Source organism: Aeromicrobium sp. (assembly GCF_032084975.1).
Classification (GTDB): domain Bacteria; phylum Actinomycetota; class Actinomycetes; order Propionibacteriales; family Nocardioidaceae; genus Aeromicrobium.
Genome location: NZ_DAMDLR010000017.1, coordinates 15884 through 29365, shown reverse-complemented (window position 1 = coordinate 29365; position 13482 = coordinate 15884). Strand labels below are relative to the sequence as shown.

Annotated in this window: 12 protein-coding genes; 9 read left to right on the top strand and 3 right to left on the bottom strand. The window is 70.2% G+C overall.

Annotation, left to right across the window (positions count from 1 at the left end):
• The first annotated feature begins 79 nt into the window (after positions 1-79).
• Positions 80-958, top strand: a complete 879-nt coding sequence (locus tag RT323_RS06425; protein WP_313406056.1) for a LysR substrate-binding domain-containing protein — start codon at positions 80-82, stop codon at positions 956-958.
• Position 959: 1 nt separating this feature from the next.
• Here the strand turns inward: RT323_RS06425 and RT323_RS06420 are convergent, their stop codons facing one another.
• Entirely contained in the window at positions 960-1472 is a 513-nt protein-coding gene (locus RT323_RS06420; protein ID WP_313406053.1) for a 2'-5' RNA ligase family protein, read from the bottom strand.
• Positions 1469-2488, bottom strand: a complete 1020-nt coding sequence (gene trpS / locus RT323_RS06415) for a tryptophan--tRNA ligase (protein WP_313406051.1) — start codon at positions 2486-2488, stop codon at positions 1469-1471. The genes RT323_RS06420 and trpS overlap by 4 nt, the downstream gene beginning before the upstream one ends.
• Before the next feature lie 43 nt (positions 2489-2531).
• On the opposite strand from trpS, the gene galK reads away from it, so the two are divergent.
• From galK to RT323_RS06390, 5 genes are all read left to right on the top strand, one after another.
• Positions 2532-3620, top strand: coding sequence for a galactokinase (gene galK / locus RT323_RS06410; RefSeq protein WP_313406049.1), 1089 nt, complete (start codon positions 2532-2534; stop codon positions 3618-3620).
• Positions 3621-3803: 183 nt separating this feature from the next.
• Positions 3804-4793, top strand: a complete 990-nt coding sequence (locus RT323_RS06405; protein WP_313406047.1) for a hypothetical protein — start codon at positions 3804-3806, stop codon at positions 4791-4793.
• Between the two features lie 5 nt (positions 4794-4798).
• On the top strand, positions 4799-5629 hold the full coding sequence (locus tag RT323_RS06400) for a prephenate dehydratase (RefSeq protein WP_313406117.1): 831 nt from the start codon (positions 4799-4801) through the stop codon (positions 5627-5629).
• Positions 5626-6726 (top strand): GNAT family N-acetyltransferase, encoded by a 1101-nt coding sequence (locus RT323_RS06395; protein ID WP_313406044.1) that lies wholly within the window; start codon positions 5626-5628, stop codon positions 6724-6726. The genes RT323_RS06400 and RT323_RS06395 overlap by 4 nt, the downstream gene beginning before the upstream one ends.
• A gap of 52 nt (positions 6727-6778) precedes the next feature.
• On the top strand, positions 6779-8275 hold the full coding sequence (locus RT323_RS06390; RefSeq protein WP_313406042.1) for a DHA2 family efflux MFS transporter permease subunit: 1497 nt from the start codon (positions 6779-6781) through the stop codon (positions 8273-8275).
• A gap of 46 nt (positions 8276-8321) precedes the next feature.
• Here RT323_RS06390 and RT323_RS06385 read toward each other — a convergent pair whose 3' ends face one another.
• Positions 8322-10538, bottom strand: a complete 2217-nt coding sequence (locus RT323_RS06385) for an NADP-dependent isocitrate dehydrogenase (RefSeq protein WP_313406040.1) — start codon at positions 10536-10538, stop codon at positions 8322-8324.
• Between the two features lie 188 nt (positions 10539-10726).
• Between RT323_RS06385 and RT323_RS06380 the strand changes: the two genes are divergently transcribed.
• From RT323_RS06380 to RT323_RS06370, 3 genes are read left to right on the top strand one after another with little or no spacing between them, the layout of a single operon-like run.
• Positions 10727-11809 carry a sulfate ABC transporter substrate-binding protein gene (locus tag RT323_RS06380; RefSeq protein WP_313406037.1) on the top strand — a complete coding sequence of 361 codons (1083 nt, stop codon included), beginning with the start codon at positions 10727-10729 and terminating at the stop codon, positions 11807-11809.
• The gene (cysT, locus tag RT323_RS06375) at positions 11806-12648 is read left to right on the top strand and encodes a sulfate ABC transporter permease subunit CysT (RefSeq protein WP_313406035.1); all 843 of its coding nucleotides are present in this window, start codon (positions 11806-11808) and stop codon (positions 12646-12648) included. The genes RT323_RS06380 and cysT overlap by 4 nt, the downstream gene beginning before the upstream one ends.
• On the top strand, positions 12641-13471 hold the full coding sequence (locus RT323_RS06370) for a sulfate ABC transporter permease subunit (protein ID WP_313406032.1): 831 nt from the start codon (positions 12641-12643) through the stop codon (positions 13469-13471). The genes cysT and RT323_RS06370 overlap by 8 nt, the downstream gene beginning before the upstream one ends.
• The last annotated feature ends 11 nt before the right edge of the window (positions 13472-13482 follow it).

Genomic DNA, 13482 nt, shown 5'->3' with positions numbered 1-13482 from the left:
CCACAGGTTAGGCGCGTTCGATGATTCACGCTAAGTCGAAGTAAGGCGGACTTTCATAGACATCGGCTATGGTGGCTCGGTGCAGTTGAGACACCTCGCCTACTTCGTGGCGGTCGCGGACGAGCACAGCTTCACCCGCGCCGCCGATCTGCTGGGTGTCTCGCAGCCCACGCTGTCCAAGCAGATCCGCGCTCTGGAGAACTCGCTGGGCACCCGGCTGCTCGTGCGCGACCGCGCGGGGATCGAGCTGACGAGCGCCGGCGAGGCGCTGCTCCCCCACGCCCACCGCATCCTCATCGAGGCCGAGAACGCGACGCGCTCGGTGCACGAGGTCGCGTCACTGCGGCGCGGACGCGTCCGGATGGGTGCGACACCATCCATGGTCGAGGGCCTGCTGGCGCCCGTCCTCACCCGATTCCGGGCCGAGCACCCGGCGATCGACCTCGAGGTGCACGAGGCCGGCTCGCGCGACCTCACCAGCGAGCTCTCCACCGGGCGCATCGACCTCGCGCTGCTGATCGTGCCACTGGCCGCGCAGATCCCCGGCCTGGAGACGTCGGTCGTCTACACCGAGCGGCTGGTGCTGGCCAGCCCCGCCGACGCCGACATGCCCGAGTCGATGGACGTCGCCGACCTCGCCGGCCTGCCCCTGGTGATGTTCCGCGAGGGCTACGACCTGCGCGACGTCACGCTGCGCGCCTGCCACACCGCCGGGTTCGAGCCGCGCCTGTCGGTCGAGGGCGGCGAGATGGGCTCGGTCCTGCGCTTCGTCGAGTCGGGCCTGGGGCACGCGGTCGTGCCGGACATCGTCATGGGCACCCGCGCCGGCCTGCGCCGCACCCGGCTGGAGAACCCGCCGCTGTCGCGCAGCATCGCAGTCGCCCACGGGCCGCTCGACACCCTGCCTCTGGCCGCGCGCTCGTTCCGCGAGCTGCTGGTCGAGACGCTCGCGCGGTGAGTCAGCCCAGTCCGAAGCGGTGGGTCGGCACCCAGCCGCGCTCGGCGTCGTCGACGTAGAGGTGGATCGCGTCGACGACGAAGGAGGCGCGGAAGTCCCGAAGGTCGGCCAGGGCGCGGTCGAGCGACGCGTCCTCGAGGTTGTGCGCGACCGTCACGTGCGGGTGGAACGGGAACTCCGGATCGGGCGCGCCGATCGCCTTGCGCACCCCCTCGGCCAGCGTCTCGATCTGGGCGATGCCCTCGCTGACCGCGATGAACACGACCGGCGAGATGGGCCGGAACGTGCCGGTGCCCAACAGGCTCACGGTGAAGGGCTCGAAGACGTCGGTCAGCTCGCGCAGGTCCTCTCCGAGCTCGTCGATGCCGGCCTCGTCGATCAGCAGTGGCGGCGCCAGCGTGATGTGGCTGGGGATGCGGTCCGCGAGCTCGTCGCCGTACGAACGACGCTTGTCGCGCAACGCCTCACCGTGAGGCTCGGGGATGGCGATGGAGACGCCGACGGTGATGGTCACGCCGATCCGGCCCCGGGCTTCACGAAACCGGAGCGCTCGTAGACGAGCTCGAGCGTGGGCGTGGCGACCTCGCGGGCACGGGCCGCGCCGTCGGCCAGGACGCGATCGAGCTCGCCACGGTCGTCGAGCAGCTCACGCGTGCGCGACCCGAACGACTCGACGAGGTCGCCGACGATCTCGGCCAGGTCGACCTTGAGGTGCCCGTACTGCCTGCCCTCGTACTCCTTGACGATGTCGTCGATCGTCCGGCCGGTCAGCACCGAGTAGATGGTGAGCAGGTTCGACACGCCCGGCTTGGCCTGCGGGTCGAAGCGGATCTCGGTCTCGGAGTCGGTGACGGCCGACTTGACCTTCTTCGCCGCCTGCTTGGCCGTGTCCGTCAGGTCGATGACGCCGGTGTGCACCGGGTTCGACCCGCTCATCTTGCTCGTCGGCTCCTGCAGGTCGTAGATCTTCGCCGTCTCCTTGACGATGTACGCCTCGGGGACGGTGAAGGTCTCGCCGAAGCGGTGGTTGAACCGCTGGGCCAGGTTGCGGGCGAGCTCGACGTGCTGGCGCTGGTCCTCCCCGACCGGGACCTTGTCGGCCTGGTAGATGAGGATGTCGGCGGCCATCAGGATCGGGTAGGTGAACAGCCCGACGCTCGCGAAGTCGGTGCCGGCCTTGGCGCTCTTGTCCTTGAACTGGGTCATCCGGCTGGCCTCGCCGAAGCCCGTGACGCCGTTGAGGACCCAGGACAGCTGCGCGTGCTCGGGCACGTGACTCTGCACGAACAGGGCGCTGCGCGCCGGGTCGACGCCCGCCGCGAGCATCTGCGCGGCGGCGACGTACGTGCGCTGGGCGAGCTTCGACGGGTCGTAGTCGACCGTGATCGCGTGCAGGTCCGGGATGAAGTAGAAGGCCTCGAAGTCGTCCTGCAGCGCGACCCAGTTCATGAACGCGCCGATGTAGTTGCCGAGGTGGTAAGAATCGGCCGTCGGCTGGGCGCCGGACAACGCTCGGGGAAGGCGGGACATGGGGTCGATTGTGCCAGCCGCGCCGGTGAGTAGGGTGATCGGCGTGGACGACGTTCGCCGCTGGCGGGTTCCCGGCCGGGTCAACCTGATCGGGGAGCACCTCGACCACAACGGGGGCGCCGTCCTGCCGATCGCGATCGACCGCAGCCTGCTGGTGAAGGCCCGTGGGCGGACCGATGGCATCGTCAATGTCTGGAGCCGCGGGGAGCGCGCGTCCTTCCCCGTCGACGTCTCCCCCGACGACGTGACCGACTGGTCCGCGTACGTCGCCGGCGCCGTCTGGGCGCTGCGCGCCGCGGGCGGCGACGTGACGGGCGCCGACCTCGTGCTCGAGTCCGACCTTCCCGTCGGCGCGGGCCTGTCGTCCTCGGCGGCACTGACCTGCGGCGTGGTTCTCGCGCTCGACGACCTCGCCGGGATCGACCGGCCCCGCGAGGAGACCGCCCGGATCGCGCAGGCCGCCGAGAACGACTTCGTCGGCACGCCGACCGGGCTGATGGACCAGTACGCCGTGCTCCTCGCCCAGGAGGGTCACGCGGTGCGCGTCGACTTCAGCGCACCCGAGCCCTCGGTCGAGCACGTCCCCGTCGACTGGGCCGACGCCGGTCTCGTGCTGGCCGTGATCGACACCGGGGCCCACCACCAACTGGCTGCCGGCGAGTACGCCGAGCGACGTCGCGAGTGCGCCGAGGTCGCGACCGCGCTGGGACTCGAGTCGCTGGCCTCCATCGGCCTGGACGGGCTGCTGTCCCTGCAGGACGAGACCCTCAAGGCGCGAGCCCGGCACGTCCTGACCGAGACCACGCGCGTCCGTGGCGCCGTCACCTCCCTGCGCCGGCGCGACTGGGCCCAGTTCGGCGCGATGCTGACCTCGTCCCACGAGTCGCTGCGCGACGACTTCGCCGTCTCGTGCGAGGAGTTGGACGTCGCGGTCGATGCCGCGCTGGCCTCCGGGGCCCTCGGCGCGCGCATGACCGGCGCCGGCTTCGGCGGCAGCGCCATCGCCCTCATCGCCCCGGACAAGGTCGACGCCCTCCGGGCCCGCCTCGAGGCCGCCCACGCGGCTCGCTCCTGGCCCGACCCGGAGGTCTTCACCGTCCGCCCCTCCCCCGGTGCCGCCCGCCTCGCCTGACGGGGGACGGATCTTTCTACCTTTCGCCGGCGTGGTGGGGCCGGATCCTGCGGCTCATTGGCCCATATATGGGCCGTGCCGACTCAAGATCCGTCGTCCACAACGGCGCGAGGCGCGACTCGGCCGTCCACAACCCGCTGCTCGGCTCTGGTCGGCTCCGCGCCAAGCGGCGAGCGTCAGCGCATGGACGACGTACTCACCACCGGCCAGGCGAACGAGCAGTACGGTCGCGCCACGGTCCGACGCCATCTGAGATCAGGGACCTGGCATCGCCCCACGCGGGGTGTCATCGTCACGCACAACGGCCCGCTGACCCAGGACCAACACGAGCGAGTCGCACTGGCGGCATCCCCCACCGGTTCAGCGCTCGGCGGACTGACTGCTGCCAGGCGGCTCGGCTTCCAAGGCTTCGCCGACGACCGGATCCACATCGTGCTGCCGGCGGGGGCGAAGGCGCCTGACCTCGACGCCGTCTTCCACTGGAGCACGATGCTCGACGCGCGCGATGTGCTCGTCAACCGTCATCCACGGATGACGACGCTCGAACGCAGCATCGTTGACGCCGCCGCCTGGTCCGAGTCGAAGGCGCGCGCCCGCGTCCTCGTGCTGGCCGCATTCCAACAGAGGCTGACCAGCGTGCGACGCATGCGGGACGCGCTCAGCCGCCGAGGTCCGTGCCGCCACCGGGCCGTCATCATCCAGTCGATCCTCGACGCGAACGGCGGGATCCAATCCCTGCCCGAGCGCGATTTCGACGAGATCCGCGTCCTCGCCGGACTCCCCCAGCCCGAACGGCAGGCTCCGATGAAAGGGCCTGAAGGGCGGTACTACCTCGACGTGTGTCTGCCGCAGCACAACCTCGCGATCGAGATCCATGGCATCCCGCACTTGTCGGTCGAGTCGTGGACCGGCGACCTGCACCGGTCCAACGAGATCGTGATCGACGGCCGTCGGACCCTCGCGTTCTCGTCGTTCGCCATCCGGCACGAACGCGCGGTCGTGATCGACCAACTTCGACGTGCCGCGGGCCTGCCCCCGACCGAAGTTGTACCGGTTCGACCCGTATATGGGCCGAACCGGCCCAAGATCGGTCCCACCCGCGGGCCGAAGGACGAAAGATCCGTCCCCACCCGGTCAGCCGCGGAAGCGGGCGGGCCTACGCTGGGCCGGTGACGCGAATCGCCTACCAGGGAGAACCCGGCTCGAACTCCCACATGGTCATCGACCTGCACCATCGCGAGGCGGAGGCGGTGGCCTGTGCCTCGTTCGAGGACGCCTTCGCCGCCGTGACCTCGGGACAGTGCGACCTGGCGATGATCCCGATCGACAACTCGCTGGCCGGACGAGTGGCCGACATCCACCACTTCCTGCCCACCAGTGGGCTGCACATCGTAGGTGAGCACTTCTTCCCCATCCGGTTCGCGCTGATGGGGACGCCGGGCACGACGCTCGAGTCGATCAAGACGGTCCACAGCCACGTGCACGCCCTCGGCCAGTGCCGGCGCATCATCCGCCAGCACGGCTGGACGCCGCTCATCTCGGGCGACACCGCCGGCGCCGCCCGCGAGATCTCCGAAGCGAACCAGGTGACGCAGGCCGCGATCGCGCCCCCGCTCGCAGCCGGGATCTACGGCCTCGAGGTGCTCGCCGAGGACATCGAGGACGAGGCCCACAACACCACCCGCTTCGTGCTGCTGTCGCGCGAGGACCGGCGGGCCCCGGCCGGCAACGGTCCGGTCGTCACGAGCTTCATCTTCAACGTGCGCAACCTGCCCTCCGCGCTCTACAAGGCACTCGGGGGCTTCGCGACCAACGGCATCAACATGACCAAGCTCGAGAGCTACATGGTCGGCGGCGAGTTCGCCGCCACGATGTTCCTCGCCGAGGTCGACGGGCACCCCGACGAGCCGGGACTCGCACGCGCGCTCGAGGAGCTGCGGTTCTTCACGACCGAGATCAAGGTCCTGGGCGTGTACCCGGCCGACCCGTTCCGGGCCGAGTCGCGGTGACCGACGCGACCTGGCCGCTGTGCGTCCCCGTCCTGAGCGACGGGCTGGTCACGTTGCGCGCCCACACGCCCGCGGACGTCGACCGGATGAACGCGATGGCGAACGACCCCGAGATGATCCGCTGGACCGCCGTCCCGACGCCGCACTCGCGCAGCGCCAGCGAGAAGTTCGCGTTCGAGATCATCCCGCACGGGTGGGACAGCGGGACGGTCATGTGCTGGGCCATCGAGTTCGAGGGCCGGTACGCGGGCAACGTCGACATCCGCGGCAAGGGGGTCCTGACGGACATCGGCTTCGCGCTGCACCCGGACTGCCGGGGCCAGTCGCTGGCCACGGCGGCGGCGCAGCTCGCGATCGACCACGCGTTCGTCGAGGCCGGCAAGGAGGCCGTCGTATGGCGGTCGCAGATCGGCAACCTGCCCAGCCTGCGCGTCGCGCACGCGTGCGGATTCCGCCTGACCGGGACCCAGCCCGACGCGCTGCTCGAGCGGGGCCGCATCCACGACGCGTGGATCGGGACGATCCACTTCGGCGACGCCCGCGTCCCCCGCACGACGTGGCGCGAGTCGACGCTCGACATCCCCGGAGCCCGCCTTCGGCCGCTCTCCACCAACGACGTCCCGCGCATCGTCGAGGCGTGCAGCGATCCGAGCACCCGCCACTTCCTGTCCGAGCTGCCCCATCCGTACGGGACGACCGAGGGCCTGGCGTACGTCCACGACTCGTGGTGGCAGGCCGCGGTCGGCAACCGCGAGACGTGGGCCATCGTGGACGGCGACGACCGACTCGTCGGCTCGATCGGCGTCATGGACCTCAACGATCCTGCGGGCGGCCACGGCGAGGTCGGGTACTGGACGCACCCCGACGCGCGCGGCCGCGGCATCATGACCGAGGCCGTCCGTGCCGTCGTCAAGCACGCGTTCGATCCCGATGGGCTGGACCTCCGCCGCGTCACGCTCATCGCGGCCGAGGGCAACACCGCCAGCCTGCGGATCGCCGAGACGCTGGGCTTCCACCGCTACGGCACCGAGAACGGCACGGCGCTGCTCGCCGACGGCACCCGCGTCGACCATCACCTGCACGAGCTGCTGCGCTGACGCGATCGGCACCCGACGCGCCGATGTCGGTGGCCGGGCGTAGATTCCCCGAGTGAGTCAATCGACGGACACCACGACCCTGCCCGCCAGCCCGTGGCCTGCCCTGTGGGCGATGGTGATCGGGTTCTTCATGATCCTGGTCGACTCGACGATCGTCTCGGTCGCGACGCCCGCGATCCGTGACGACCTGGCCGCGGACTACAACGCGGTCATCTGGGTCACCAGCGCCTACCTGCTGGCCTACGCCGTGCCGCTGCTCATCACGGGCCGGCTCGGCGACCGCCTCGGACCCAAGCGCGTCTACCTCACGGGACTCACGATCTTCACGGCGTCCTCGCTGTGGTGCGGCCTGACCGGGTCGATCGAGTGGCTCATCATCGCGCGGGTCCTCCAGGGCTTCGGCGCCTCGATGATGACGCCGCAGACCATGTCGGTCATCACGCGCACGTTCCCGGCCGACAGCCGCGGACGCGCCATGGCGCTGTGGGGTGCCACCGCGGGCGTCGCCACGCTGGTCGGACCCGTGCTCGGCGGCGTCCTCGTCGACACCGCCGGGTGGGAGTGGATCTTCTTCATCAACGTGCCGGTCGGCATCATCGGCTTCGTCCTGGCGTGGCGGCTCGTGCCGGCTCTCGAGACGCACTCCCACAGCTTCGACTGGGTCGGGGTGGGGCTCAGCGCGCTGGCGATGTTCCTCATCGTCTTCGGCATCCAGGAGGGCGAGGAGTACGACTGGGGCACCATCAACGGATGGCTCTCGGTGCCGCTGCTGATCGGTGTCGGACTGCTCGTGCTGGCCGTCTTCGTGTGGTGGCAGGCACGCAACCGACGCGAGCCGTTGGTGCCGCTGAGCCTCTTCCGCGACCGCAACTTCTCGGTGGCCTCGGTCGCCATCTCGACCGTCTCGTTCTCGGTCACGGCAATGGCGTTCCCGTTCATGCTCTGGACCCAGACCGTCCTGGGATACGACGCCACCCAGTCCGGCCTGCTGTTCGTGCCCATGGCCGTCGTGACCGCGGTGATGGCGCCCATCGTCGGCCGCATGGCCGACCGCCTCCCGCCGCGCCGCCTCGCGTCGGTCGGGTTCGCCGTCTCCGCGCTCGCGCTGCTGGGGACGGCCCTGGTCATCGCGCCGGACACGCCCCTGTGGCAGCTGCTCGTCCTCAACGCCCTGCTCGGCTTCGGCAACGCGTTCCTGTGGTCGCCGCTGGCGTCCACGGCCACGCGCAACCTGCCGATGTCGTCCGCGGGCGCCGGCTCAGGCGTCTACAACGCGACGCGTCAGGTCGGAGCCGTCCTGGGCTCGGCCGCGATCGCCGCTGCGATCACCGCCCGTCTCGCCGTGCACGTGCCCGGTGCCGGCGATGCGGGCGCCGAGGCCGTCTCGGGGCAGGGCCTGCCGGCCGAGTTCGCCGGACCGTTCTCGGACGCGATGGCCGAGTCGATCGTGGTGCCCGCCGTCGCGTTCGCCGTGGGCCTGCTGGTGGTGCAGTTCTTCGCGCGTCCCGCCCACGCGGAGCCTTCCACGTCCCGGAGCTCGCGGACATGACGACGGCGGCCGGGGCCCGAGGGTCCCGGCCGCCGCCGTCGTCGACTCAGAACGAGGCGAGCGTCTCGTTGAAGGTCGTGCTCGGGCGCATGATCGCCGCCGCCTTCTGCGGGTCGGGCTGGAAGTACCCGCCGAGGTCGGCGGGCGACCCCTGGGCCGCGAGCAGCTCGTCGACGATGGCCTGCTCCTGCGACGCCAGCTTCTCGGCCAGCGGTGCGAACGCGGCCGCCAGCTCGGCGTCGTCGCTCTGCGCCGCCAGCTCCTGGGCCCAGTAGAGCGCCAGGTAGAAGTGCGAGCCACGGTTGTCGATCGTGCCGAGCTTGCGGCCCGGCGAGCGGTTCTCGTCGAGGAACGTGCCCGTCGCGCGGTCGAGCGCGTCGGCCAGCACCTGGGCCTGCTCGGTGCCGGTGACCTTGGCGTACTGCTCGAGGCTGGGGACCAGCGCGAAGAACTCGCCCAGGCTGTCCCAGCGCAGGTAGTTCTCCTTGACGAGCTGCTGGACGTGCTTGGGGGCGGAGCCGCCCGCGCCGGTCTCGAACAGGCCGCCGCCGTTGATCAGCGGGACGACCGACAGCATCTTGGCCGACGTACCGAGCTCGAGGATCGGGAACAGGTCCGTGTTGTAGTCACGCAGGACGTTGCCCGTGACGCTGATCGTGTCCTCGCCGCGGCGCAGGCGCTCGAGGCTGAACGTGGTCGCCTCGGCCGGAGCCATGATGCGGATGTCGAGGCCGTCGGTGTCGTGCTCGGGAAGGTACGCGTTGACCTTCGCGATGAGGTTGGCGTCGTGCGCGCGCGTCTCGTCGAGCCAGAAGATCGCCGGCGTCTGCGAGGCTCGAGCGCGCGTGACGGCCAGCTTGACCCAGTCGCGGATCGGGACGTCCTTGGTCTGGCAGGCACGCCAGATCGAGCCGGCGGTGACCGCGTGCTCCATGAGGGTCTCGCCCGCGGAGTTCTTGACGCGGACCGTGCCGTCGACGGGGATCTCGAACGTCTTGTCGTGGCTGCCGTACTCCTCGGCCGCCTGCGCCATGAGGCCCACGTTCGGCACCGTGCCGATCGTCGACGGGTCGAGCGCGCCGTTGGCCTTGTGGTCCTCGACGACGGCCTGGTAGACGCCCGCGTAGCTGCTGTCGGGGATCACCGCGAGGGTGTCGTCCTCCTCGCCGTCGGGTCCCCACATGTGGCCCGACGTGCGGATCATCGCCGGCATGGAGGCGTCGACGATGACGTCGCTGGGGACGTGCAGGTTGGTGATGCCCTTGTCGGAGTCGACCATCGCCAGGCGCGGGCCGTCGGCCAGCGCGCGCTCGAAGGCGGCCTTGATCTCGGCGCCGTTGGCCAGCGCGTCGAGCCCGGCCAGGATGCCGCCGAGGCCGTCGTTGGGGCTGAGGCCGGCGGCCTTGAGGTCGTCGCCGTACTGGTCGAACACGTCCTTGAAGAACACGCGGACGACGTGGCCGAAGATGATCGGGTCGGAGACCTTCATCATCGTGGCCTTGAGGTGCACCGAGAACAGCACGCCCTCGGCCTTGGCGCGCCCGATCGCGTCGGCCAGGAAGGCGTCGAGCTGGGCGGCGTCCAGGAAGGTGCCGTCGACGACCTCTCCTTCGAGGACCTTGAGGCCCTCCTTGAGGACCGTGACGGTGCCGTCGGCGGCCTCGAGCTCGATCGACAGGGTGTCGTCGGCGGGCAGGACGACCGACTGCTCGTTGGTGCGGAAGTCGTCGTGACCCATCGTGGCGACCTGCGTCTTGGAGTCGCTGCTCCACGCGCCCATCGAGTGCGGGTTCTTGCGGGCGTAGCTCTTGACCGAGGCGGGCGCACGGCGATCGGAGTTGCCCTCGCGCAGGACCGGGTTGACGGCGCTGCCCTTCACCTTGTCGTAGCGCGCGCGGGCGTCGCGCTGCTCGTCCGTCGTGGGGTTGTCCGGGTAGTCGGGCAGGTCGTAGCCCTGCGACTGCAGCTCGGTGATCGCGGCCTTGAGCTGCGGGATCGAGGCCGAGATGTTCGGCAGCTTGATGATGTTGGCCTCCGGCCGCTTGGCCAGGTCGCCGAGCTCGGCGAGGGCGTCGGCCACTCGCTGGTCCTCGGGCAGCAGGTCGCTGAAGGCGGCGATGATGCGGCCGGCCAGCGAGATGTCCCGGGTCTCGACCTCGACGCCGGCCTTCGAGGCGTACGCCTCGATGATCGGCAGGAAGGAGTAGGTCGCGAGGGCAGGAGCCTCGTCGGTGTGCGTGTAGATGATCGTCGAGTCCGTCACGCCACCCAAACTACCGGGTGCGTGGGACATCGCCCCCGTCGCCCGTCGACACACCGGCGGCGTTCAATGTTGCGTTTGTCGAGTTGTATAGTCCACTATCTGGACTTAGGTCCGGAAGCGGACGCATCTTCGTACATTGCTCACCGAGTCACGGCGCCCCGCCGGGACCGACCGAGAGGAAATCCCCCATGACGCTTCGCCTGCGCCCCGCCGCGGTGACTGCCCTGCTGCTGGCCGCCTCCTGCACGCTCGCGGCCTGCAGCGCCTCCGGATCCGACGACACGGGCGAGCAGATCTCGATCGTCGGCTTCGCGGTGCCCGAGGCGGCGAACAAGGCCATCGCCGCCGAGTTCGAGAAGACCGACGCCGGCAAGGACGTCGGCTTCAAGACCTCGTACGGCGCGTCCGGCGACCAGAGCCGTGCGGTCGTCGACGGCCTGCCCGCCGACTACGTGCACCTCTCGGTGGCCACGGACGTCGACCGCCTCGTCGACGCCGACCTCGTCGACGCGACCTGGGACGACGGCCCCAACAAGGGCATCGTCTCCACCTCGGTCGTCGTGCTGGGCGTCCGTGACGGCAACCCCAAGGACATCCGGGGCTGGGACGACCTGGTGAAGCCGGGCGTCGAGATCGTGACGGCGAACCCCGCGTCGTCGGGCGCCGCCCGCTGGAACGCCCTCGCCGCGTGGGGTCACGTGACCGAGAACGGCGGCACCGAGGCCGAGGCGACCGACTTCGTCAACCAGCTGTTCGCGAACGTCGTCTCGCTGACCAACAGCGGTCGCGACGCCACGCAGAGCTTCCTCGGCGGCACCGGCGACGTCCTGCTCGCGTACGAGAACGAGGCGATCCTGGCCGCCCAGAACGACAACGGCTTCGAGTACGTCATCCCCGACACCACCCTGCTCATCGAGAACCCCGGCGCGATCCTGAAGGACTCCAGCGCGGCCTCGGCCGACTGGCTGGAGTTCGTGCTCGGAGAGGAGGGCCAGCGCCAGTTCGCACTGACCGGCTTCCGCCCGCTCAACCCGGCGAACCCCGGCACGGCCGACCTGGCGGCCCTGGGCCTGAAGCCCGAGGACATCAAGGGCGCACCCGACTCCTCCGACCCTTACCCCGCGGTCACGAACCTGCTGACCCTCGAGAAGAACTTCGGCGGGCCCGGCTGGGGCCAGGTCAAGGACAAGCTGTTCGGCGACGGCAAGGACGGTGCCCCCGTCGGCATCGTGACCGAGGCGATCGCGAAGTCGGGCAAGGCTGCCTCGTGACCTCAGCGGACCTGGGCGTGCGCGCCGACCGGCCGGGGACCTCCCGGCCGGTCGGCGCGCTGAACCGCACGTCCGGCATCGGCCTGGGCGTCACCATGACGTGGTTCAGCCTGCTCGTGCTGATTCCCCTCGCAGCGGTCATCGCCACCGCGACCGAGGGTGGCGTCGAGGCGTTCTGGCGCGCGGTCTCGAACGAGCAGACGGCGCACGCCATCCGGCTCACCGTCGTCTCGGCGCTGGCGGTGACGGTCACCAACGTCTTCGCCGGCACGGCGATCGCGTGGGTCCTGGTCCGCGACCGGTTCCCCGGCAAGGCGGTCCTCGAGGTGCTGATCGACATCCCGTTCGCGCTGCCCACGATCGTCGCGGGCCTCGTGCTGCTGTCGCTCTACGGCCAGGACAGCCCGCTGGGCATCGACGTCGCCAACAGCAGCCTCTCGGTCTACCTCGCGTTCCTGTTCGTGACCCTGCCGTTCGTCGTCCGCACCGTCCAGCCGGTCCTGGAGGAGCTCGACGTCGAGATCGAGGAGGCGGCGGCGTCCCTGGGCGCCAGCCGCTTCACCACGTTCACCCGGATCATCCTGCCGACGCTGACCCCCGCGATCGCGGCCGGCGCGACCCTGTCGTTCGCCCGCGGCGTCGGCGAGTACGGGTCGCTCGTGCTGCTGTCGGGCAACCTGCCGTTCGAGTCCGAGGTCGCGTCGGTGCGCATCCTGAGCGCGATCGAGAACGACAACCCCGCGGCCGCGGCCTCCGTCGCGACGCTGCTGCTGATCGTGGCGCTCGTCGTGATCCTGCTCCTGGACTTCATCCAGCGACGGGTGGCACGCCGTGGCTGACACCCGACGCATCCGTCACCACAGGTCCCCGGTCACCTACGCCCTGCGGATCTTCGTCATCACCTATCTCATCCTGCTCGTCGCGTGGCCGGTCTCGCTCGTCGTGACCAACACGTTCGAGAACGGCTTCGACGCCATGCGCGCGGTGTTCGCCGACGCGGACACCGTGGCCGCGCTGCGCCTGACCGTGGTCGCCGCGGTGGTGGCAACGGCGGTGAACACCGTGTTCGGGGTGGCGATGTCCCTGCTGCTCGTGCGCTCGGAGTTCCGCGGCAAGCGGTTGCTGAGCTCGCTCGTCGACCTGCCGCTGGCGATCTCGCCCATCGTCGTCGGCCTGTCGTTGGTCCTCGTCTACGGCGGCCGCGGCGGCTGGTTCGGTCCCACGCTCGAGAGCGCCGGGATCCAGATCATCTTCGCCACCCCCGGCATCGTCATGGCGACCGCCTTCGTCGCGCTGCCGCTGGTCATCCGTGAGGTCGTCCCCGTGCTCGAGGAGATCGGGCTGGAGCAGGAGCAGGCCGCCCGATCGCTGGGCGCCAACGCGTGGCAGTCCTTCTGGCGGGTCACGCTGCCCGGCATCAAGTGGGCCGTGATCTACGGCGTCGTGCTGACGCTCGCTCGCTCGCTGGGCGAGTTCGGTGCGGTCAAGGTCGTCTCGGGCAACGTCCTGGGCGAGACCCGCACCGCGACCCTCGCCGTCGAGGAGAAGTACCTCAACTGGGAGCAGGAGTCGGCCTACGCGATCGCGTTCCTGCTGGCCAGCGTCTCCGTCCTGTGCATCATCGTCGTGTCCGTCCTGCGCTCGCGCGCCGACCGGCACTGAGAACCAAGGAA

What these genes read in the sequence shown, in the direction of transcription:
- trpS (WP_313406051.1), bottom strand. Translation starts at nt 2,488, where the DNA reads ATGTCCCGCCTTCCCCGAGCGTTGTCCGGCGCCCAGCCGACGGCCGAT.
- RT323_RS06405 (WP_313406047.1), top strand. Translation starts at nt 3,804, where the DNA reads ATGGACGACGTACTCACCACCGGCCAGGCGAACGAGCAGTACGGTCGC.
- RT323_RS06380 (WP_313406037.1), top strand. Translation starts at nt 10,727, where the DNA reads ATGACGCTTCGCCTGCGCCCCGCCGCGGTGACTGCCCTGCTGCTGGCC.